Source organism: Streptomyces sp. NPDC086554, from assembly GCF_040686095.1.
GTDB lineage: Bacteria > Actinomycetota > Actinomycetes > Streptomycetales > Streptomycetaceae > Streptomyces.
The window spans coordinates 95248-116110 of record NZ_JBFBJK010000014.1 but is presented as its reverse complement, the minus strand read 5'-3'; the positions used below and the strand labels follow the sequence as shown (position 1 = coordinate 116110).

At 70.8% G+C, this 20863-nt stretch carries 18 protein-coding genes; 14 read left to right on the top strand and 4 right to left on the bottom strand.

Features of this window, described 5'->3' with window-relative positions; translation table 11 throughout:
• Positions 1-13 precede the first annotated feature (13 nt).
• Entirely contained in the window at positions 14-2071 is a 2058-nt protein-coding gene (locus AB0O76_RS23875) for a regulator (RefSeq protein ID WP_365494730.1), read from the top strand.
• Between the two features lie 28 nt (positions 2072-2099).
• Here AB0O76_RS23875 and AB0O76_RS23870 read toward each other — a convergent pair whose 3' ends face one another.
• On the bottom strand, positions 2100-3104 hold the full coding sequence (locus tag AB0O76_RS23870) for an NADP-dependent oxidoreductase (protein ID WP_365494727.1): 1005 nt from the start codon (positions 3102-3104) through the stop codon (positions 2100-2102).
• 101 nt (positions 3105-3205) lie between these two features.
• Here AB0O76_RS23870 and AB0O76_RS23865 point away from each other — a divergent pair, with 101 nt between their 5' ends.
• Both AB0O76_RS23865 and AB0O76_RS23860 read left to right on the top strand, forming a co-directional pair.
• Positions 3206-4249, top strand: coding sequence for a LysR family transcriptional regulator (locus tag AB0O76_RS23865; protein ID WP_365494724.1), 1044 nt, complete (start codon positions 3206-3208; stop codon positions 4247-4249).
• Positions 4250-4459: 210 nt separating this feature from the next.
• Positions 4460-4591: a hypothetical protein gene (locus tag AB0O76_RS23860; RefSeq protein WP_365494721.1), complete on the top strand. Its 132-nt coding sequence runs from the start codon at positions 4460-4462 to the stop codon at positions 4589-4591.
• Here the strand turns inward: AB0O76_RS23860 and AB0O76_RS23855 are convergent.
• Complete coding sequence (locus AB0O76_RS23855) at positions 4585-6216, bottom strand: metallophosphoesterase family protein (protein ID WP_365494718.1); 1632 nt, start codon at positions 6214-6216, stop codon at positions 4585-4587. The genes AB0O76_RS23860 and AB0O76_RS23855 overlap by 7 nt on opposite strands.
• Positions 6217-6367: 151 nt before the next feature.
• On the opposite strand from AB0O76_RS23855, the gene AB0O76_RS23850 reads away from it, so the two are divergent.
• Positions 6368-7417 carry a 3-isopropylmalate dehydrogenase gene (locus tag AB0O76_RS23850; protein WP_365494715.1) on the top strand — a complete coding sequence of 350 codons (1050 nt, stop codon included), beginning with the start codon at positions 6368-6370 and terminating at the stop codon, positions 7415-7417.
• A gap of 248 nt (positions 7418-7665) precedes the next feature.
• On the top strand, positions 7666-8775 hold the full coding sequence (locus AB0O76_RS23845; RefSeq protein ID WP_365495023.1) for a branched-chain amino acid aminotransferase: 1110 nt from the start codon (positions 7666-7668) through the stop codon (positions 8773-8775).
• A 59-nt stretch (positions 8776-8834) separates the two neighbouring features.
• Here AB0O76_RS23845 and AB0O76_RS23840 read toward each other — a convergent pair whose 3' ends face one another.
• Positions 8835-10295, bottom strand: a complete 1461-nt coding sequence (locus AB0O76_RS23840; protein WP_365494712.1) for a cytosine permease — start codon at positions 10293-10295, stop codon at positions 8835-8837.
• A 163-nt stretch (positions 10296-10458) separates the two neighbouring features.
• On the opposite strand from AB0O76_RS23840, the gene ureA reads away from it, so the two are divergent.
• The 8 genes from ureA to AB0O76_RS23800 all read left to right on the top strand — a co-directional run bounded on the left by ureA (position 10459) and on the right by AB0O76_RS23800 (position 19556).
• Positions 10459-11139, top strand: coding sequence for an urease subunit gamma (gene ureA / locus AB0O76_RS23835; RefSeq protein WP_365494709.1), 681 nt, complete (start codon positions 10459-10461; stop codon positions 11137-11139).
• Complete coding sequence (locus AB0O76_RS23830; RefSeq protein WP_365494707.1) at positions 11136-12842, top strand: urease subunit alpha; 1707 nt, start codon at positions 11136-11138, stop codon at positions 12840-12842. Before ureA ends, AB0O76_RS23830 begins: the two co-directional genes overlap by 4 nt.
• Before the next feature lie 19 nt (positions 12843-12861).
• Positions 12862-13875, top strand: coding sequence for an agmatine deiminase family protein (locus AB0O76_RS23825; RefSeq protein WP_365494704.1), 1014 nt, complete (start codon positions 12862-12864; stop codon positions 13873-13875).
• Between the two features lie 14 nt (positions 13876-13889).
• Positions 13890-14501: a TetR/AcrR family transcriptional regulator gene (locus tag AB0O76_RS23820; protein WP_365494701.1), complete on the top strand. Its 612-nt coding sequence runs from the start codon at positions 13890-13892 to the stop codon at positions 14499-14501.
• Between the two features lie 132 nt (positions 14502-14633).
• Positions 14634-14795, top strand: coding sequence for a hypothetical protein (locus AB0O76_RS23815; protein ID WP_365494698.1), 162 nt, complete (start codon positions 14634-14636; stop codon positions 14793-14795).
• A 78-nt stretch (positions 14796-14873) separates the two neighbouring features.
• Positions 14874-16133, top strand: coding sequence for a hypothetical protein (locus AB0O76_RS23810; protein WP_365494695.1), 1260 nt, complete (start codon positions 14874-14876; stop codon positions 16131-16133).
• 356 nt (positions 16134-16489) lie between these two features.
• Positions 16490-18094 carry a citramalate synthase gene (gene cimA / locus AB0O76_RS23805; RefSeq protein ID WP_365494692.1) on the top strand — a complete coding sequence of 535 codons (1605 nt, stop codon included), beginning with the start codon at positions 16490-16492 and terminating at the stop codon, positions 18092-18094.
• A 100-nt stretch (positions 18095-18194) separates the two neighbouring features.
• Positions 18195-19556, top strand: coding sequence for a hypothetical protein (locus AB0O76_RS23800; RefSeq protein ID WP_365494689.1), 1362 nt, complete (start codon positions 18195-18197; stop codon positions 19554-19556).
• On the opposite strand, the gene AB0O76_RS23795 is transcribed toward AB0O76_RS23800, so the two are convergent.
• A complete protein-coding gene (locus AB0O76_RS23795; RefSeq protein ID WP_365494687.1) occupies positions 19553-20119 on the bottom strand; it encodes a GNAT family protein in 567 nt (188 codons plus the stop codon). The genes AB0O76_RS23800 and AB0O76_RS23795 overlap by 4 nt on opposite strands.
• 76 nt (positions 20120-20195) lie before the next feature.
• On the opposite strand from AB0O76_RS23795, the gene AB0O76_RS23790 reads away from it, so the two are divergent.
• Complete coding sequence (locus AB0O76_RS23790; protein ID WP_365494684.1) at positions 20196-20801, top strand: TetR family transcriptional regulator C-terminal domain-containing protein; 606 nt, start codon at positions 20196-20198, stop codon at positions 20799-20801.
• Positions 20802-20863 lie beyond the last annotated feature (62 nt).

Below are 20863 nucleotides of genomic sequence, written 5' to 3'. Positions count from 1 at the left end.
AAAAGAGGCGACCGTGGCCGGCAATCTGCCTACGGAGCACACCCCTTTCGTCGGCCGCCGCCGCGAACTCACCCTGCTCCGCCAGCTCTGCACCCACTCCCGCACGGTGACCGTGACCGGCCTCGGCGGCATCGGCAAGACCCGCACCGCACTGCGCGCCGCCGCCGACGTCGCGGACGGGTTCGCCGACGGAGTCTGGTTCGTCGAGCTCTCCGGCCTCCAGGACGGCGCCCTCCTGGTGCATGCGGTCGCCACGGCGCTGCGCGTCACCGACCACACGGCCAAACCGCAGCGCGACGTCCTCGCCGAACACCTCGCCGACAAGCATCTGCTGCTCGTCCTCGACACCTGCGAACACCTCGTCGAGGCCTGCGCGGAACTCGCCGCGCAGCTGCTGCACGCGGCCCCCGGACTGCACATCCTCGCCACCAGCAGGCAGCCCATCGGCATCCTGGGCGAACAGGTCTTCGCCGTCGAGCCGATGACCGTCGCGGCCGACGCGGCGCGCATCTTCGAGCAGCGCGCCCGCGCCGTACGCCCCGACTTCGCGCTCACCGCCGGGAACAGGCCCACGGCGGAGCGGATCTGCGCCCGCCTCGACGGCATCCCCCTGGCCATCGAACTCGCCGCCGGACGGCTCGGCGACGAACGGCTCGGCGATCTCCTCGGCCGCCTCGACGACCGCTTCCAGCTGTGCGCCGACGCGCCGGGCCGCACCACCCGGCACAGCACACTGCGTACGACGATCGGCTGGAGCCATGAACTCTGCCCGCCCGCCGAGCGGTTGCTGTGGGCCCGCCTCTCCGTCTTCGCGGGCAGCTTCTCCCAGGAGGCCGCCGAGGCGGTGTGCGCCGACGACGCCCTGGAGCGGGCCGGGATCGGCAGGCTGCTCGCCGGTCTGGTCGACAAGTCCCTGCTGGTGCGGGAACAAGGGCCCCAGGGCGAGCGCTTCCGGCAGCTCGACACGGTGCGCGCATACGGCGCCGAGTGGCTGCGGCGGCTCGGTGAGGAGCTGCCGGGGCGCGGCCGCCACCTCGCCTGGTGCCAGGAGTTCGCCGAGCGGGGCGAGGCGGACTGGTTCGGGCCCGGCCAGGCCGCCGTCTTCCACGCGACCCGGAGCGAGCACACCCAGCTCTTCGCCGCGCTCGACTTCGCCCTGTCGACGCCGGGCCACGGGCAGGCGGGGGCGCGGCTCGCCGGGACGCTCTGGTTCTACTGGGTCGGCTGCGGGCTCCTGGGCGACGGCCGCTACTGGCTCGACCGCGCGCTCGCCGCGGCCCCCGACCCCAGCCGCGCACGGCTCAAGGCACTCTGGGTGGGCGGCTATGTCGCCATCCTCCAGGGCGACACGCGGGCCGCGGCGGACATGCTCGACGACTGCCGGGCCGGCGCGCTGCGCAGCGACGACGACACGGCGTACGCGTACTCCACGCACCGCCTCGGCTGCGCCGCACTGATCCGGGACGAACACGCCGTGGCCGAGCGGTACTTCAAGGCGTCGGTGACCGGCTACGCGGAACTCGGCGAGCTCAACAGCAACGTGATGATGGCGCGCATCGAACTGGCCATGGCGCTCGCGTTCCAGGGCGATCTGGAAGCGGCCGTCGGCCTCTGCACGGAGGCCCGCGCCACCTGCGAGGCACACGGCGAGCGCTGGGCCAAGGCGTACGCCCTGTATGTGCTCGCCTTCGCCGCCTGGGCCGGCGGCCGCACGGACGAGGCCGCACGCCTCGCAAGGGAGTGCCTGCTGATCAACTACGAGTTCCGCGACCTCGTCGGAATCGTCCTGCCCATCGAGGTCATCGCGCTGCTCCGGGCCTCCGCGGGCCACTGCGAGCAGGCCGCCGTCCTTCAGGGCGGGGCGCGGCGGATCTGGCAGCGCGTCGGCCTGCCGCTCTTCGGCTCCGCGTACTTCAACGCACCGCACGACACGGCCGTCGCCCTGGCCCGCGAAGGCCTCGGCGACCAGGGCTACGCGGCGGCCTTCGAGCGTGGCACCTGCCTGGGCCTCGACGAGGTGGTGGTCGCCGCGGTCCTGGACGGCACGCACGAGCCGCTGCGGATCCGCTGACCGGCCACACTGCGGGGCGCTTGGCCCGTCACACCTCCGTGCCGCTCGCCCGGACGATGATCTTGCCGAGGTTCTCGCCCCGCAGCATCCCCAGGAACGCGTCCACGATCCCGTCGAAGCCCTCCACCACCGTCTCGTCGAGCCCGATGCGCCCGCTCTGCAGATGCGGCACCACGAACTCGTTCAACTCCTCTTGCACATCAAGGTGGTTGCGGACCAGGAAGCCCTCCATGCGCAGGCTCTTCTCGACGATGTCGGGGAGGTTGCGCAGCGCGTACGGCGCGCCGGTGGCGTTGTACTGCGCGATCGTGCCGATCCGTACGATCCGCCCGTACTCCCGCAGCGAGGAGATCGCGGCCTCCAGGTGCTCGCCGCCCACGTTGTCCATATACAGGTCGATGCCGTCGGGCGCCGCCTTCGCGAGCAGCTCGGCCGTCGGGCCCGAGTGGTAGTCGAAGACCTCGTCGTAGCCGACGTGTTCGGTCAGGTACGCCGCCTTCGCCGCCGTCCCCGCGCTGCCGACCAGGCGCCCCGCGCCCATCAGCCGGGCGAGCCGCCCGGTGGCCGTGCCCACGCCGCCTGCCGCCGCCGAGACGAACAGGTCCTGCCCCTCCTGGAGTTGGGCGATACGGGTGAGCCCGACGTACGCGGTCAGGCCCGTGCCGCCCAGGATGCTCAGGTGCGCGGACAGGGGTACGCCGTCGAAGCGGGGGACGCGGCGGGCCTCGTCGGGGGCGACGACGGTGTGGGTGCGCCAGCCCTGCCGGTGGAAGACGATCTCGCCCTCGGGGAGCGCGGGGTCGCGGGACTCCACGACTCGGCCCAGGGTGCGGCCCTCCAGAGGGGCGTTCAGCGCGAAGTCGCCGTCCATCATTTCGCGGTGGTACGGGTCGACGGACCAGTAGAGGTTCTCCACCAGGGCCGTGCCGGGGCGAGGCACCGGCGGCGCGGACTCGACGAAGGCGAAGTGGCCGGGGGTGGGGAAGCCGTGGGGGCGGGCGATCTGCTGCACGGTGAGCGCGGTCTCGGTCATGTCCGTGACCGTACGGAGGAATGCCCGGGCCGGGCAGAGGGTTGCGCTCATGGAAAGGGCCGAACCATGAGGGGCCCTCATAGAAGCAGGTGGGAGCCCTGATGGACGCAGTCGGCAGGAACGCGGCGGGTCGAGGCGCGGGCCGGGATGCGGTCCCGGACGCGAGGCGGGATGCGGCCCGCGACGCGAACCGAGGCGCGAACCGAGGCGCGAACCGAGGCGGGGCCCGAGGCGCAGCGAGAGGTGCAGTCCCCGCGGAGCCTGCCGCGCGCGCCGCCGCCGACCTCGCCCCGCACGAGCTCCGGATCCTGGTGGCCGTCGACGACGAGCGCGGCTTCTCGGCGGCGGCGCAGGCGCTCGGCCTGACCCAGTCCGCGGTCTCGCACTCCATCCGTGGCACGGAACGCAAGGTCGGAGCGGTGCTCTTCGATCGGGGCCGCAAGGGCGCGACACCGACCGCCGCCGGGGCCGCGGCCGCCGCGCACGCCCGCCGTGTCCTGCGGCTGCTCGACACCCTGGTGGCCGAGGCCCGCGGCGCCGACCGGGGCACGGTCGAAGGCCCCCTGCGCATCGCGGCCTTCCGCAGCGTCGCCCTGCATCTGCTCCCGGCCGCCCTGGAACGCCTCGCCGCCCGCCACCCCGGCATCGAGCCGCAGGTCCGGGTGGTGCGCGAGCTGGGCGCTGGTACCGCGGGCGAGGTCGCAGAGGGCCGTGCCGACGTGGGCATCGCGACGATCGGCGGCAGCTCGCCCGTGCCCACGGGGCTCATCGGCGACGTACTCCTCGAAGAGCCCTACGCGCTGGTGCACCCGGCGGGACACCCCGACCCGCGCTCGCTGCCGCTGGTGGACTGGCACGAGAACTGCGGCTCCTACACCCGGGAGTGGTGGCGCAGGCAGGACTGGATCCCCAAGGCGACCGTCCTGACCGAGGACGACGGAGCAGTGCTCTCGATGGTGAGCAACGGTCACGGCATGGCGATCATGCCCGCGCTCTCCCTGACCGGAGCACCGGACACCATCGAGATCACTGATCTCGGAACGGAGCGCCCGACGCGCTCCGTGGGCTATGTCACCACCCCTGAGCTGGCCTCTTCCACCGCCGTGCGGGCCCTGATCCGCGAGCTCAGAGCGGTGCGCGCGTAAGGCCCGTCTCAGATAGTAGGAAGTCCGAGTAATTGTGGAGACAGATGCTCCGTCCTCACTTAGCTTTGTAGAAGCCGAACGTCTCGCTCGATCAAGCGAATGGCGGTCGTGAGCCGGAGCCCCACGCAGGCGAACCCTGCGGCTCCACAGCTCCCCGCCCCTTCCGGCGTCTCGAAAGCACCCTGCCTTCCCTCAAGGAGTGGACCTCCCATGGCCGAGACGACCGCACGCCGAGTCCGCCACGCCGCCCGCCGCACGAACGAGTCCGAGCGCAAGAACGCCGCCGCCGCCCTGCAACGAGCCCTCGACCGCAGGGACAACGGCGGCGCGACGGGTCACTGACCCGAGCGTCCTCGTACCACCTCGAAATGGTCCACGCGCTCCCCGCTCTCGGCGAGCGCCGAGACCGTCAGCTTCGGGCTCGCTCCGGCCGTCACCTCCACCGCGAGGAACGAGAAGCCGGTATACCGCACCCGTGACCACTCCACCGTGTCCGGGTCCGGGAGGCGCAGCTTCGTCCAGTGGAACGACAGGATCGAATCGCGGTCGTCGACGTTCCCCTCGTAGCTGTCCTTCACCCCGGGGCCGAAGCTGTACAGGTCCTTGCCCGCGCCGCCCGCGGTGACGTACACGATGCCGTCGCGCGTCGGATCGGTCGTCGCGCCGACCGGCACGGGCTTGCCGACCTCGCCGCCCTTGACCGCGTCCGTGCGCTCGTAGACGTGGTTGTGGCCGTTGATCACCAGGTCCACCTGGTGCTTGGTGAACAGTTCGAGCCACGCGTCGCGCACCCCGCCGTCCGACGCGTGGGTCGCCGTCGAGTACATGCAGTGGTGGAAGAAGACCACGATGAAGTCGATGGAGTCGTCCGCCCGCAGTGCGGCGAGGCGCTTGTCCAGCCAGGCGGTCTGCTTGCCGTCCGTGTAGCCCTTGTTGGCGGGGATCTCGTACGAGACGTCGTTCGCGTCGAGCGCGACGACGCCGACATTGCCGTACGTGAAGGAGTAGACGCCGGGCGCGCTCGATGCGTCGAAGCCGTTCTCGGGCAGCGACCAGCGGGCGGACTGGCCGCCGTAGCCGTTCGGCGAGTACCAGGCCTCCATGTCGTGGTTGCCGGTCGTCACCATCCACGGGACGGACTTCGCCACGGACTCCGTCTGTGCGAGGAAGGTGTCCCAGACGCGTGCGTCGTACGTGTCGGACTCTTTCCCGTGTCCAGTGCTGTCCGCGTAGCAGATGTCGCCCGCGTGCAGATGGAAGGACGGGTTCTGGCCCAGGATCAACTGGTCGTTGGCGAGCGCGTCATAGCTCACGCCCTGGTCGCCGAAGGCCGTGAAGACGAACTTCTCCGCCTTGGCCGGGGCCGTGCGGAAGGAGCCGATCGTCGCCATCCGCTCCGGCGACGCGGGATCGAAGCCGTCGTGCCCGACGCCGTAGTAGTACGTCGTGCCGGGCTTCAGGCCGTCGAGCGCCGCGTGCAGGTAGTACTGCTCGACCGCGGGCAGCTTCTTCGACAGGGACGGGGTGTGCAGGTCGCGCACCTCCGCCTCGACCTTCTGGCTCAGCTCCCAGGGCTTCAACCCCACCCGCAGATAAGGGGACTTGACGGCGAACGGCACCTGCCAGGAGACGCGCATCTGGGTCTTCGGGTCGGCCCCGAAGGCGAGATGCCTGCCGAAGGGCGCCACCAGCTTGCCGTCGACCTTGACGGGCGCGGACGCCGCGACGAGCGGGCGGGAGGCCGAAGTGCCCTCGCCGTAAGCGCTGCCCGAGCTGCCCGCGAGCAGGCCGATGCCGCCGACCGTGCCGGCCGTGGCGAACGAACTGGCAAGGACCTTGCGGCGGGAGAACTTCTTGCGCAGGTACTCGTGCTGCTCCGGCATGCTCATCTCGGAGGCGAGCTGCTCCGGTATGCCGACATTGGGGGTGGGGGGTCCGGGGGGTGTCCCCCTGGAAGGTGCAGTCATGTCGACAGAACTTCCCAGTAACTTCCAACTCCCGCCAGACCTGAAGGTGAAGAGAGGGTGTCCATGTCATGGCGCCCCCGTGGCGTGACCAGGAGTGTCCGCATGCCGGACTGCGAGTGTCATCCCCTGGGACGAAGCGTAGGCTGCCCGCATGTCGGCAAGTTCTCGCAGCATCAATCTCGCAGTGATCCCCGGTGATGGAATCGGCCAGGAAGTCGTGGCCCAGGGGCTCAAGGTCCTAGGCGCCGTCCTCCCGCAGGATGTGAAGCTGGAGACCAAGGAGTTCGACTTCGGCGCCAAGCGCTACCACGCCACCGGTGAGACCCTCACCGACGCCGACGTGGCAGCCCTCAAGCAGTACGACGCGATCCTCCTCGGCGCGATCGGCGACCCCTCGGTCCCGTCCGGCGTCCTGGAGCGCGGCTTCCTGCTGAAGCTCCGCTTCCTCTTCGACCACCACGTCAACCTGCGGCCGTCCAAGCTCCTTCCGGGCGTCTCCACCCCGCTCGCGGGACAGCCGGAGATCGACTTCATCGTCGTACGCGAAGGAACCGAGGGCCCCTACACGGGCAACGGCGGCACCATCCGCCAGGGCACCGAGCACGAGGTCGCCACCGAGGTCTCCGTGAACACCGCCTTCGGTGTCGAGCGCGTGGTCCGTGACGCCTTCGCCCGCGCACAGGCACGCCCGCGCAAGAAGCTGACGCTGGTCCACAAGAACAACGTCCTCGCGTACGCGGGTCACCTCTGGACGAACGTCTTCAACAAGGTGGCCGAGGAGTTCCCCGAGGTCACCACCGACTACCTGCACGTGGACGCGGCGACGATCTTCCTCGTCACCGACCCCGCGCGGTTCGACGTGATCGTCACCGACAACCTTTTCGGCGACATCATCACCGACCTCGCGGCGGCCGTCTCCGGCGGCATCGGCGTCGCGGCGTCCGGGAACATCAACCCGGCGCGTGAGTTCCCCTCGATGTTCGAGCCCGTGCACGGCTCGGCCCCGGACATCGCGGGCCAGGGCAAGGCCGACCCGTCGGCCACCGTCCTGTCGGTCGCGCTGCTCCTGCGGCACCTCGGGTACGAGGACGAGGCCGCCCGCATCGAGACCGCCGTCTCCGCCGACCTGGCCGAGCGCGGCGACTCGGCCCGCACGACGGACCAGATCGGCGACGCGCTCGCCGTACGAGTAGCCGGCTGACCCGGCAGCTCACTCACCATCGACGAGAAGCCGCCGGGTCCACATCGGACACCCGGCGGCTTCTCGTATGCGGCTCCGGGTGCCACCATCGACCCCTGGGCCGCAAACACGCTGTTCCTTCCACCGGTTCCCGCGAGCGATAATCGAACGTGGGGCCGCGGAATGCAGGGAAGCTCGGACGTCCTAGTACCGGAAGTACAGACGTGAGCGCGGTCCGTCACCATCACACCGTGAAGGACGAAGCACTCATGACGACGACGCCGACCATCGAGCTCAAGCCCTCCTCGAACCCGCTGTCCACAGCGGAGCGCGAGGCGATCCTGGCCAACCCCGGGTTCGGCCGCCGCTTCACCGATCACATGGTGACGATCAAGTGGACGGAGGGCCGCGGCTGGCACGACGGCCAGCTCGTTCCGTACGGCCCGCTCGCCCTCGACCCGGCGACGAACGTCCTGCACTACGCCCAGGAGATCTTCGAGGGCCTCAAGGCCTACCGTCAGCCCGACGGCACGGTGGCCTCCTTCCGCCCCGACGCCAACGCCCGCCGCTTCCAGGCGTCCGCGCGCCGGCTCGCGATGCCGGAGCTGCCCGTCGAGACGTTCATCGAGGCGTGCGACGCGCTGGTCAAGCAGGACAAGGACTGGGTGCCGGCGCACGGCGGCGAGGAGTCCCTCTACCTGCGCCCCTTCATGATCGCGACCGAGGTCGGTCTTGGCGTGAAGCCCGCCAACGAGTACCTCTTCATCGTCATCGCCTCGCCCGCGGGCGCGTACTTCCCCGGCGGGGTCAAGCCCGTCTCGATCTGGCTCTCCGAGGACCGCGTGCGCGCCGTCCCCGGCGGCGTGGGCGACGCCAAGACCGGCGGCAACTACGCGGCGTCGCTGCTCGCGCAGGCCGAGGCCGCGGAGAAGGGCTGCGACCAGGTCGCGTACCTCGACGCGGTCGAGCACAAGTGGGTAGAAGAGCTCGGCGGCATGAACCTGTACTTCGTGTACGGCGCTGCGTCCAATGAGAAGCCCAAGATCGTCACCCCGACGCTGACGGGCTCGCTCCTCGCCGGCATCACCCGTGACTCGCTCCTCACGGTCGCCCGTGACCTCGGCTACGAGTCGGAGGAGGCGCGGGTCTCCATCGACCAGTGGCAGGCGGACTCGTCGGACGGCACCCTGACGGAGGTCTTCGCCTGCGGCACGGCCGCGGTGATCACCCCTGTCGGGACGGTCAAGTGCCGGTCGGGGGAGTGGGAGCAGAGTGGAGGGCAGCCGGGTGAGGTCACGATGAAGCTGCGTGAGGCGCTCCTTGACATTCAGCGGGGTACGTCGAAGGACCAGCACGGCTGGATGCATGATCTCGGCTGAGGGCTTAGCGGTACGTGAAGCGGGGCCCGGCGATAATTCGCCGGGCCCCGCTTTCGTGTTCAGGCTTTTGCCGGTGCGTTCTCGGCTGCGGGTTCGTCTTGGCCGGTCGCGCAGTTCCCCGCGCCCCTTTGGGGCGCTCCCTGCGGGCGGCGTTCCAGGGCGAGGTATGCCAGGCCGCCCACCACCCCCGACAGCAGGAAGCTGCAGTCCACCCCGCCCGTCAGGGGCAGCAGCGGGCCCTCGTACGTGGGGAGGGCGACCGCGGCAACGCCGACCGCCGCGCCCAGCGCCCAGGACGCCGTCGCCGGGATGTTCCAGCCGGAGCTGTACCAGTAACTCCCGCCCTTGGATCGGCGGTTGAAGACCTGGAGGGCGTCCGCGTCGTAGACGCCCCCGCAGCGGGCGAAGCCGATGAGGGTGATCACGGCCCACGGCGTACCGATCGCCGTGAGGAGCAGGACGAAGGACGTCATCGCGTCCGCCGCCTCCCACGCGAAGTGGCCCACGAAGACGCACGCCGTCGCGACGACGGCGACCGTGTACGTGGCCCGGGCGCGGGACGCCCGCGGCAGGATCGCGTCCAGGTCGAGGCCCATCGAGTACAGCATCAGACCCGCGTTGCCGACCGATCCCGCGGACGCGGCAAGCAGGAGTGGGATCAGGTACCAGCCGGGGGACGCGGACACCAGCGGCCCCGCGTAGTCGAGCGCCGCCCGCGCCGCGTACGCCGTGAACGTACCGAAGAGCTGTGGCACCAGAAGCCCGGCGAGCAGGCCGACCCATGCCGCCCGCAGCACCGAGCGCGAGCTGTGCCGCTCGGGGGAGATGTAGCGGGTGTAGTCGCCGAGGAGGGTGATGAAGGCGATGGGTCCTGAGAGGCCCGCCGCCACCAGCGCCAGGAGCCAGGTCGGCCAGAAGGAGCCGAGCAGGTAGCCGCCCGCGTCGGGGAGCGCCGAGGTGGTGAAGTCGGGGGCGAAGGCCACGGTCCCGAGGATCAGGAGGGCGGTCATGCCCACCGCCAGGATGCGGGAGAGCCGCAGCAGCACCCGGTAGCCGTAGATCGCGCCCGCCACGGTGGCCGCGGCGAGCAGCGCGTACACGATTCCGTACGAGAGGCCGCCGACCGGAAGGCCGACGAGCCGGTGCAGCGTGCCGACCATGACGTCGCCGCCGATCCAGATCGTCAGCGCGGTGTAGCCGAGGGAGAGCAGCAGGCCCACGATCGAGCCGACCAGGCGGCCGCGCACGCCGAACTGGGCCCCGGAGGACGTGGACAGGTTCGTACCGGTGCGGAGCGAGACGAGGGCGAGCGGCGCGGTCAGTGCCGTGCCGATCACCGTGCCCGCCACCACCGCGCTGACCGAGGCCCACCAGCCCAGGCCGAACGAGACCGGCAGCCACCCGAAGATGATCACTCCGAGGCAGAGATTGGATCCGAGCAGGATCGAGATGAGATCACGAGGACCGCTGGTGCGTTCCCCGTCCGGGATGGTGTCGACTCCGCGCTGTTCTATCGGCATGAGGGTGCCCCTGACGCTCGAGGGTGGCGGCCTGCGCACACAGGGTCGCCGTTCGACTGTTTGAGTGCCGCTCTATGTGAACTGAGTCAAGCTCGGACGTCAATGCTTCCGTGCAATGAATCTCATGGTTAGAGTGATGCTCTAAAGACGGAGGTGTGGTGTCGTGCGACTTACCCCCACGGAACGCGACCGGCTGCTGCTCTTCGGGGCCGCCGAGCTCGCCAGGGCCCGCAAGGCGCGCGGCCTCAAGCTCAACGTCCCCGAGGCGACCGCGCTGATCGCGGACACGGTGTGCGAGGCGGCCCGCGACGGGGCCAGACTCGCCGAGGCCATCGAACACGCGCGGGCGGTCCTCGGCCCCGACGACGTGCTGCCGGGTGTGGCGGACGTGGTGACCGAGGTGCATGTGGAGGCCGTCTTCGACGACGGCTCCCGGCTCGCTGTCGTGTCCCAGCCGATCGGCGCGGGTCTGGGGAGCGAGGCGCCCGGCGCGCTGCTGCCCGGGCCCGAGCACGCGGAGCTCACCCCCGCCGTGACGCTGACCGTGCACAACACCGCCACCGTGCCCGTCTCCGTCACCTCGCACTTCCACCTCTTCGAGGCCAACCCCCGGCTCGACTTCGACCGCTCGGCCGCGTACGGCATGCGGCTCGCGGTCCCCGCCGGGTCGTCCGTGCGCTTCGGGCCCGGCGAGAGCGTCGACGTGGGGCTCGTGCCGATCGGCGGCGACCGTGTCGCGATCGGCTTCGCCGGACTGGTGGACGGCGCCCTTGATGCGCCCGGCGCGAAGGAAGAGGCCCTGCGCAGGGCCGGGGCCTGCGGCTACCTGGGAGCTGACCGATGACCGGACAGAACATCGATCCGTACGCGTACGCCTCCACCCACGGGCCCCGCGCGGGCGACCGGGTCCGGCTCGGTGACTCGGGCCTGACCGTCCGTGTGGAGTCCGACGCGCAGAAGTACGGCGACGAATTCCTCGCGGGGTTCGGCAAGACCGCCCGCGACGGACTGCACCTGAAGGCCGCGGCGGTCCGCGAGACCTGCGACGTCGTGATCAGCAACGTCCTGGTGATCGACGCCGTGCAGGGCATCCGCAAGGTGTCCATCGGCATCAGGGAAGGCCGTATCCACGCCATCGGGCGAGCGGGAAATCCGGACACGCTCGACGGGGTCGACGTCGTCGTCGGCACGGGTACGTCCATCGTGTCCGGCGAGGGGCTCATCGCCACCGCCGGAGCCGTGGACACGCACGTCCACCTGCTGTCGCCGCGCATCATGGAGGCCTCGCTGGCCTCCGGTGTCACCACGATCATCGGCCAGGAGTTCGGTCCTGTGTGGGGTGTCGGGGTCAACTCGCCCTGGGCGCTGCGGCACGCGTTCAACGCCTTCGACGCCTGGCCGGTCAACATCGGCTTCCTGGGCCGGGGTTCGTCCTCGCACGACGCCCCGCTGGTCGAGGCGCTCGCCGAGGGCGGCGCGTCCGGCTTCAAGGTGCACGAGGACATGGGCGCGCACACCCGCGCCCTGGATACGGCGTTGCGGGTCGCTGAGGAGCATGACGTCCAAGTCGCCCTGCACAGCGACGGGTTGAACGAGTGTCTGTCGGTCGAGGACACCCTGAAGGTGTTGGAAGGGCGGACGATTCACGCCTTCCACATCGAGGGCTGCGGTGGCGGTCATGTGCCGAACGTCCTGAAGATGGCGGGCGTCCCGAACGTCATCGGGTCTTCCACCAATCCGACCCTGCCTTTTGGGCGGGACGCCGTCGCCGAGCACTACGGGATGATCGTCTCCGTCCACGATCTGAAGACGGACCTGCCGGGCGACGCCCACATGGCCCGCGACCGAATCCGTGCCGGGACGATGGGTGCCGAGGACGTGCTGCACGACCTGGGCGCCATCGGCATCACCTCGTCCGACGCGCAGGGCATGGGGCGGGCCGGTGAGACCGTACGCCGTACCTTCGCGATGGCCGGGAAGATGAAGGCCGAGCTCGGCCCCATGGACGGCGACGGCGGGGACGAAGCCGACGTGGACAACGCGCGCGTCCTGCGCTACATGGCCAAGCTGACCATCAACCCCGCCATCGCGCACGGCCTGGCCCACGAGGTCGGATCCATCGAGGTCGGCAAGCTCGCCGACATCGTGCTGTGGCGCCCCGAGTTCTTCGGCGCCAAGCCGCAGCTCGTCCTCAAGTCCGGCTTCCCCGCGTACGGCGTCGTGGGCGACCCGAACGCCGCGACGGACACCTGCGAACCCCTCGTCCTGGGCCCGCTGTTCGGGGCTCACGGCGCGACGCCCGCCGACATTTCGGTGGCCTTCGTCGCCCAGGCCGCTGTCGACCAGGGCAACGACAAGATGCTCACCCGGCGCCGCCGCGTCGCTGTCCGCGGCACCCGCGGCATCGGCCCCGCCGATCTGCGCCTCAACTCCCGCACCGGCGCCGTGGACGTCGACCAGCGCTCCGGCCTGGTCACGCTCGACGGCGACCCGGTCCGCTCCGAGCCCGCCGACTCGGTCTCCCTCAACCGCCTGTACTTCCTGTGACTCCTGTGAGGACCCCGCGATGACTTTCCGTATGCCCGCCGAGTGGGCCCCGCACGAGCGCACCTGGATGGCGTGGCCGGGCCCCAACCCCACTTTCACCAACGACGAGGAGCTGGCCGAGGGCCGCACGGCCTGGGCGAACGTGGCCCGCGCGGTGCGCCGCTTCGAGCCCGTCACCATGGTCGTCGGCACCGGCCAGAGCGAGTCCGCACGCGCACTGCTCGGCGTGGACATAGAGCTGGTGGAGCGCGACCTGGACGACGCGTGGATGCGCGACATCGGCCCCACCTTCGTCCGCGACGGTGACCGACTGGCCGCCGTGGACTGGGTGTTCAACGGCTGGGGCGGCCAGGACTGGGCCCGCTGGGAGCACGACTCGAAGATCGCGCGGCACATCGCCGACATCGCGGGCGTGCCGGTGCACTCCTCGCCGCTGGTCAACGAGGGCGGCGGCATCCACGTCGACGGCGAGGGCACTGTCCTGCTCACCGACACGGTCCAGCTCGACCCGGGCCGCAACCCCGGCCTGACCCGCGAGCAGGCCGAGGAGGCGATCCACGCCCGCATCGGAACCACGAAGGCCATCTGGCTGCCGCGCGGCCTGACCGGCGACTACGGCACCTTCGGCACCCGCGGCCATGTCGACATCGTCGCCGCGTTCGCCGCGCCCGGCGTGGTTCTCGTGCACACGCAGCAGGACCCCGCCCACCCCGACTTCGAGGTCAGCAAGGAGATCATCGGGATCCTGCGGGGGCAGACGGACGCGCGTGGCCGCACCCTGGAGATCGTCGAGGTGCCCGCGCCGACCGTCCTCGCGGACGACGAGGGCTGGGTCGACTACTCCTACATCAACCACTACATCTGCAACGGCGGCGTCGTCCTGTGCTCCTTCGGCGACCCGAACGACGAGATCGCGGCGGGCATCTTCCGCCGTCTCTTCCCCGACCGGACGGTGACACTCGTGGACGCCCGTACGATCTTTGCCGGGGGTGGTGGCATCCACTGCATCACCCAGCAGCAGCCGAAGGTGTGATCTAGGAGTACCCCATGGCCGGGACAGCCCGTGCGCGCAAGAACGCACCGCCGCGCGAGGACGTCCTCGCCGCGGCCATGGAGATGATCGCCGAGCGCGGCCTGGAGAAACTGACCATGGCCGCGCTCGGCCGCGAGGTCGGCATGAGCAGCGGCCACCTCCTCTACTACTTCCGCACCAAGGACGAGCTGCTCCTGCGCACCCTGGAGTGGAGCGAGTCCGCGCTCGGCGCCGAGCGCGGCCGGCTGCTCGCCCGCCGCGGCACGGCCCGCGAGCGGCTCGACGCATACGTGGATCTGTACGTCCCCGACGCCCCCGGCGACCCCCACTGGACGCTCTGGCTCGAGGTCTGGAACCGCTCCCTGAACGCCGACGAGGACGAGCGCGACCGGCAGGTCGCCATCGAGAGCGCCTGGCACCGCGACCTGGTGGCGCTGCTCGCCGAGGGCGTGTCGCGTGGCGAGTTCGGGGCGCTGGACCCCGACCGGTTCGCGGCCCGGCTGCGTGCGCTGCTCGACGGGTTCTCCATCCACGTGGCGATCGGACTTCGGGGCACGGGCCGGGACCAGATCCTCGCGCACGTACGGGAGTTCCTGGACGACGCGCTGGCCCCCACGGACGCCTAGCCCCCCGTCCAGGTTGTACGCAATCCAGCGGATTGCGCAGAGCCTGAGGGTGCGCTTGTATCCCCGTGTGCCCTCGGTGCCGGGCCGGGGGGGGAACGACAGGGACTCGAACTGGCCACAGGGAAGACCCAGTTGATCAGCGTCGACCGCATGGGCGGCCGCAACGGCCTCGCGGCGGGTGAGCCCTCGGTCAACCACGACGGCACCGTCGTGGCCTTCGCAGCGGCGTCACCCGATCTGGTGCCGGACGACACCAACGGAGTGTCGGACGTCTTTCTGCGGACCGCGAGGTGAGCGCCGACGGCGGCGCGATCGCCACCTCAGGCCAAGCAAATGAACCACCAACCACGAGAAACCACGGGGGACTTGACCATGTCCGGGAACCACCGCAAGCGCATCGCGCTCACCGCAGTGGCCGTCGTCGCCGCGGTCACCGTCACCACCCTGCCCGCCGCCTTCGCCGCACCCGGCGCCGACGCCGCGCCCCGCACGGAGGGCGTCAGCGTCACGGCGGACGGCAAGGCGGCCAATGACCGCTCATCGGGGGCGGCCCTCAGCAGGGACGGCCGGTACGCGGCCTTCGACTCCGAGGCCACCGACCTGACCGCAGGCGACACCAACGGGCTCCGCGACATCTTCGTACGCGATCTGCGCACCGGAAAGACGGAACGCCTCGCCCTTGAGGGCCGCGAGGTCAGGGGCGCGTCCCTGAGCGCAGACGGCCGCTACGTCGCGTTCCTCTCCTCGCCCGCGGGCAACTACTCGGACTCCGACGTCCGGCTCTACGACCGCAGGACCAAGAAGACCGAGCGCCTCGACGTCGAGCTGCCCGACGGCTTCGACGGCACCGGCGCGGGCGGCGTCTCGCTGAGCGCCGACGCCCGGTACGCCGTCTTCGACACCGATCACCGCGACGACGGCAGCACCGTCTTCCTGCGCGACCGCAGGACCGGCACCACCGAGCGGATCAGCCAGCCGAACGACACCTGGGAGCCGCGCGCCTCGCACTCGGCGACCGTCAGCGACGACGGCAGCCGCGTGGTCTACGCCCGCAACTACACCAACGGTCCGCGCGGCGACGACTGGAGCGATGTGTGGCTGCGCGACCGCACGACCGGCGAGCTGACCGAGGTGGACCGCTCGTACGACGGATCGGAGACCGAGAAGGAGTCCCTCGAACCGTCGATCAGCGGTGACGGCCGCAAGGTCGTCTTCGAGTCGCGCGACACGCATCTCGTCCCCGACGACAACGACGCCGCCTGGAACGTCTTCGTGCACGACATCGCCACCGGGAAGAACCAGCGGATCCACGGCACCCAGGGCGGCCCCGGCGAGGCCTACACCCGCTCGCCCGCGATCAGCGCGAACGGCCGCCTGCTCACCTTCATGACGGAGCTTGCCGAGCCGGGCTCCGAGTACGGCAAGGAGTGGCCCGCCTACCTGCGGGACCTGAAGACCGGCACGACCACGCTGATCAGCCCGGACACCACGGGCGGCACGGCATCGGCCAAGGTCGCCCCCGGCGCCATCTCGGCGAGCGGCGGGCGGATCGCCTTCTACTCCGCCGACGCGACCCTGCTGAGCGGCGACACGAACGACGGCTACGACATCTTCGTACGCCACATGCGCTGACTCTCTTCACCGGTGCGGGTGGTGTCCGGCCACGGGCCGCCCGCACCGGCCCGTCCACGTCCGCCCGCATCGTGAGACGGGGCAGCGGGGTGTGTGCGGGCTGTGGCAGGCTGCCTCCGTGCTCTCGTTCGCCATGATTATTGGCAGCAGGCGCGCCGGTCCGCAGTGACCGTCTCGTACCACCATGTACGGGCGGACACCGTCGTCTTCAGACCCGCGCGCAAACCTCTCGTACCCACGAGGGGTTTTTTCGTTTCCTGGCCCAACTGCAGCCGGACGCGGAGCGCGAGGGATCATTGAGGCGGTGGAGCCGGTCATTCCGGTAGACCGAGATCCGACACAGGAGCCAGATCAGCATGACGGAAACCAGCACACCCGACGATGCGTTCCACGTCTTTGACACCACGCTGCGCGACGGCGCGCAGCGCGAGGGAATCAACCTGACCGTCGCGGACAAGCTGACCATTGCCCGGCACCTGGACGACTTCGGCGTGGGCTTCATCGAGGGCGGCTGGCCGGGTGCCAACCCCCGCGACACCGAGTTCTTCGCCCGCGCACAGCAAGAGATCGACTTCCGGCACGCCCAGCTCGTCGCCTTCGGCGCCACCCGCCGCGCGGGGGCCAAGGCCGCCGAGGACCCGCAGGTCAACGCACTCCTCGACTCCGGCGCCCCCGTCATCACGCTCGTCGCCAAATCCCACGACCGGCACGTCGAGCTCGCCCTGCGCACCACGCTTGAGGAGAACCTGGAGATGGTGCGTGACACCGTCTCCTACCTCGTCTCCCAGGGGCGGCGCGTCTTCGTCGACTGCGAGCACTTCTTCGACGGCTACCGCGCCAACCCCGAGTACGCCAAGTCCGTCGTACGCACCGCCGCCGAGGCCGGCGCCGACGTCGTCGTCCTGTGCGACACCAACGGCGGCATGCTCCCCGCGCAGATCCAGGCGATCGTGGCGACCGTCATCGCCGACACCGGCGCCCGGCTCGGCATCCACGCCCAGGACGACACGGGCTGCGCCGTCGCCAACACCCTGGCCGCCGTGGACGCGGGCGCGACCCACGTCCAGTGCACGGCCAACGGCTACGGCGAGCGCGTCGGCAACGCCAACCTCTTCCCCGTGGTCGGCGCCCTGGAGCTGAAGTACGGCAAGAAGGTGCTGCCCGATGGCGCGCTGACCGAGATGACCCGCGTCTCGCACGCCATCGCCGAGGTCGTCAACCTCACCCCCTCCACGCACCAGCCGTACGTCGGCGTCTCGGCCTTCGCCCACAAGGCGGGCCTGCACGCCTCCGCGATCAAGGTCGACCCGGACCTCTACCAGCACATCGCCCCGGACCTGGTGGGCAACCGGATCCGCATGCTGGTCTCCGACATGGCGGGCCGCGCCTCCATCGAGCTCAAGGGCAAGGAGCTCGGGGTCGACCTGGGCGACGACCGCGAGTTGGTCGGCCGGGTCGTGGAGCGGGTCAAGGAGCGCGAGCTCCAGGGGTACACGTACGAGGCCGCCGACGCGTCCTTCGAGCTGCTCCTGCGCGAGGAGGCGGAGGGCAGGCCCCGGCGCTACTTCCGCGTCGAGTCCTGGCGAGGCATCGTCGAGGACCGGCCCGACGGCACGCACGCCAACGAGGCGACGGTGAAGCTGTGGGCCAAGGGCGAGCGCATCGTCGCCACGGCGGAGGGCAACGGCCCGGTCAACGCCCTCGACCGTGCGCTGCGGGTCGGGCTCGAGCGGATCTACCCCCAGCTCGCCAAGATGGAGCTGGTCGACTACAAGGTCCGCATCCTGGAGGGCAAGCACGGCACGTCCTCCACGACCCGCGTACTGATCTCCACCAGCGACGGTGAGGGGGAGTGGTCGACGGTGGGCGTGGCGGAGAACGTGATCGCGGCGTCGTGGCAGGCGCTCGAGGACGCGTACACCTTCGGACTGCTGCGGGCGGGCGTCACGCCCGTGGAGTGAGATGCGGTCTCATCCAAGCGCTGACGAACAAGCTATGACGAAGTGAAAACAGTCGGGCTCCGGACGTCCGTCCGGGGCCCGGCTGAGTTAGCTTCGAAGTATGAGGAAGAATGGGACGAAGCGCATTTTTGTCGCGTTGTCCGGCCTTCTCGTCTCCCTGGGGGCCGTGTCGCTGACGGCCGCGCCCGGAGCCGCGGCGGCCACGAGCGTCCCGGTGATCGCGGAGGCCTGGGAGAAGAGCCCGGTGTACGTCGATCCGGCCGCCTCGGACCAGCTGTCCGGGGCCGATGCGGACGCCCTCGCGAACAAGATCGAGGATGCCGACAAGCCGGTCTTCGTGGCGGTGCTGCCCGCCGACTTCCCCCAGCAGGACCTCTTCCGCGACCTCCGGACCGAGACCGGGGTGACGGGTGCCTACGCCATCAGGCTCGGCGACAAGTTCGACGCCAAGGCCGACCCGCAGGTCCTGAACAACAACGAGATCTCCAACCTCGTGCAGACCTACGGCGACGAGACCAACACCAAGACCCAGCTCAACGCCTTCGTCGACCAGGCCATCAAGGACGCGAACGGCACGGCACCGTCCTCCTGGGCCGGAACAGGCTCCGACGACGGCGTTCCCGTGGGCGCCCTGATCGGCGTCGGTGTGGTGCTCGTGGCCGGTGCCGGTGCGACGTACGCGGTCGTCAGCAGGAACCGCCGGCGCAAGGCGGACGAGCAGCGGGCGGCCCTGGAGAAGCTGCGGGTCGTGGTCGACGAGGACATCACGGCGTACGGCGAAGAGCTCGACCGCCTCGACTTCCACCCCGCAGAGGCGGGCGCGGACGACACGATGCGCGCGGACTACGAACGGGCCCTTGACTCGTACGAGAAGGCCAAGTCCTACATGGCGGCGGCGGAGCGCCCCGAGGAGGTCCGCGGCGTCACCCAGGCACTGGAGGACGGCCGCTTCTCGCTCGCTCTGCTGGCCGCGCGCCGTGAGGGCAGGCCACTGCCGGAGCGCCGCGCCCCCTGCTTCTTCGACCCCCGGCACGGCCCCTCGGTCAAGGACGCCCAGTGGGCACCGCCGGGCGGCGCCGAGCGCTCCGTCCCGGTGTGCCTCGCCGACGCCACCCGCCTCGCCGACGGCGAGGAACCGCTGGCCCGCACGGTCGCCACGGACTCCGGAGAGCGCCGCCCCTACTGGGAGGCGGGCCCCGCCTACGGCCCCTGGGCAGGCGGCTACTTCGGCGGCGGCATCCTGCCGGGCCTGCTCATCGGCACGATGCTGGGCAGCATGATGGCGAGCCCCGCGTACGCGGCGGACTACGGCTCCGGGTACGGCGACTTCGGGGCGGGCTCCGGCTACGACGGCGGCGACTACTCCGGGTCGGACTTCGACCCCGGGGACTTCGGGGGCGGCGGAGACTTCGGCGGGGGCGGGGACTTCGGTGGGGGCGGCGATTTCGGGGGCGGGTTCTAGGCGGCTTCGGGCTCGGTCTCGCCGCCGCGCCACTCGTGCGCGAGCAGCGACCAGACCTCCATGTCGTGCCGGACCCCGCGGTACAAGGACTGGTCCCGCAGGGTGCCGTCCAGGTGCATGCCCATCCGCTGGGCGACGGCCCTGCTGCGGGTGTTGCCCGCGCTGTTCCACCACTCGATCCGGTGCATCCCGCGCTCACCGAAGGCGTACGCGATCAAATGCCGTACGCCCGCACTGATCAGCCCGCGGCCCTCGCCCGCGGGTTCCGTCCACACGCCGATCTCGCAGTTGCCGCGCTCGGCGTCGAACTGCACGAACATCACGCCGCCGACCAGGGTGCCGTCCAGCCAGATCCCGTAGATCCGCCCGGCGTCGTTGGCCTGCTTGTCCGCGAAGACCTGGAGCGTGGCGCGGGCGGATTCCGCATCGGTGGAGCGTGTGGCCCACGGGATCCACGGGTCGGTGTGCGGGCGGGCCCGGTCGATGTGGGCGAGGAACTCGTCGGCCTGCCAGGGCTCCAGGAGGCGGAGCTCGGCACTCTCGGTCAGCGGTATGGCGTACATGGCGGGTCCTAGGTACGAGGTACGGGTACGAGGCACAGAGGTACGTAACGAACGTTGGGTATGTACCCTACCGGGTATGACGCCAGCCCGTGGAGACCATGACGCCCGCCGGACCGAGGTCTCCCAGGCGGTGTGGCGGGTTCTTGCGGCGCGCGGCTTCGGTGGCCTCACGCTGCGCGCGGTGGCCACGGAGATGGGGGCGACCACCGGCCTCCTGACGCACTACTTCCCGAGCAAGCGGGCCCTGGTGCGCCACGCCTTGGAGGTGCTCGACCGCCGGTCAGCGCAACGCGCCCGCCCTGCGGCGGAACAGGCCGGTGCGGCGTCGGGCCTGGTGATGCTGCGGGCCCGGCTCCTGGACATCCTTCCCCTGGACGCGGAGGGCGCGGCGAGCAACCGCATCTGGGTGGGCTCCTGGGACGTGGCGCTCTCCGACCCGGAACTGGCGGAGGAGCACGCGGCGCGCTACCGCCTGGGCCGCGAGCGGATGACCGAGCACATCGCGGAGGCCCAAGCCCTGGGCGAACTGCCGCAGGCTCCACCGGCAGCGGATGTGGCGGCGGCGGCCCAGAGTTTCGTGCTCGGCCTGGTGGTCCAGGCGCTGTTCGCGCCGGGGGAGTTCCCGGCCGAGCGGCAGATCGCGCTGGTGGACGAGTACTTGGCGCGGCTGACGGAGGGCTGAGGGGGCCGACGCAAGGGGCCGGGACCGCTTCCCCCTTGACCTACCGCTTGACGCGACGCCAC

What these genes read in the sequence shown, in the direction of transcription:
- AB0O76_RS23870 (WP_365494727.1), bottom strand. Translation starts at nt 3,104, where the DNA reads ATGACCGAGACCGCGCTCACCGTGCAGCAGATCGCCCGCCCCCACGGC.
- AB0O76_RS23865 (WP_365494724.1), top strand. Translation starts at nt 3,206, where the DNA reads ATGGACGCAGTCGGCAGGAACGCGGCGGGTCGAGGCGCGGGCCGGGAT.
- AB0O76_RS23860 (WP_365494721.1), top strand. Translation starts at nt 4,460, where the DNA reads ATGGCCGAGACGACCGCACGCCGAGTCCGCCACGCCGCCCGCCGCACG.
- AB0O76_RS23855 (WP_365494718.1), bottom strand. Translation starts at nt 6,216, where the DNA reads ATGACTGCACCTTCCAGGGGGACACCCCCCGGACCCCCCACCCCCAAT.
- AB0O76_RS23850 (WP_365494715.1), top strand. Translation starts at nt 6,368, where the DNA reads ATGTCGGCAAGTTCTCGCAGCATCAATCTCGCAGTGATCCCCGGTGAT.
- AB0O76_RS23845 (WP_365495023.1), top strand. Translation starts at nt 7,666, where the DNA reads ATGACGACGACGCCGACCATCGAGCTCAAGCCCTCCTCGAACCCGCTG.
- AB0O76_RS23840 (WP_365494712.1), bottom strand. Translation starts at nt 10,295, where the DNA reads ATGCCGATAGAACAGCGCGGAGTCGACACCATCCCGGACGGGGAACGC.
- AB0O76_RS23830 (WP_365494707.1), top strand. Translation starts at nt 11,136, where the DNA reads ATGACCGGACAGAACATCGATCCGTACGCGTACGCCTCCACCCACGGG.
- AB0O76_RS23825 (WP_365494704.1), top strand. Translation starts at nt 12,862, where the DNA reads ATGACTTTCCGTATGCCCGCCGAGTGGGCCCCGCACGAGCGCACCTGG.
- AB0O76_RS23820 (WP_365494701.1), top strand. Translation starts at nt 13,890, where the DNA reads ATGGCCGGGACAGCCCGTGCGCGCAAGAACGCACCGCCGCGCGAGGAC.
- AB0O76_RS23810 (WP_365494695.1), top strand. Translation starts at nt 14,874, where the DNA reads ATGTCCGGGAACCACCGCAAGCGCATCGCGCTCACCGCAGTGGCCGTC.
- cimA (WP_365494692.1), top strand. Translation starts at nt 16,490, where the DNA reads ATGACGGAAACCAGCACACCCGACGATGCGTTCCACGTCTTTGACACC.
- AB0O76_RS23800 (WP_365494689.1), top strand. Translation starts at nt 18,195, where the DNA reads ATGAGGAAGAATGGGACGAAGCGCATTTTTGTCGCGTTGTCCGGCCTT.
- AB0O76_RS23795 (WP_365494687.1), bottom strand. Translation starts at nt 20,119, where the DNA reads ATGTACGCCATACCGCTGACCGAGAGTGCCGAGCTCCGCCTCCTGGAG.
- AB0O76_RS23790 (WP_365494684.1), top strand. Translation starts at nt 20,196, where the DNA reads ATGACGCCAGCCCGTGGAGACCATGACGCCCGCCGGACCGAGGTCTCC.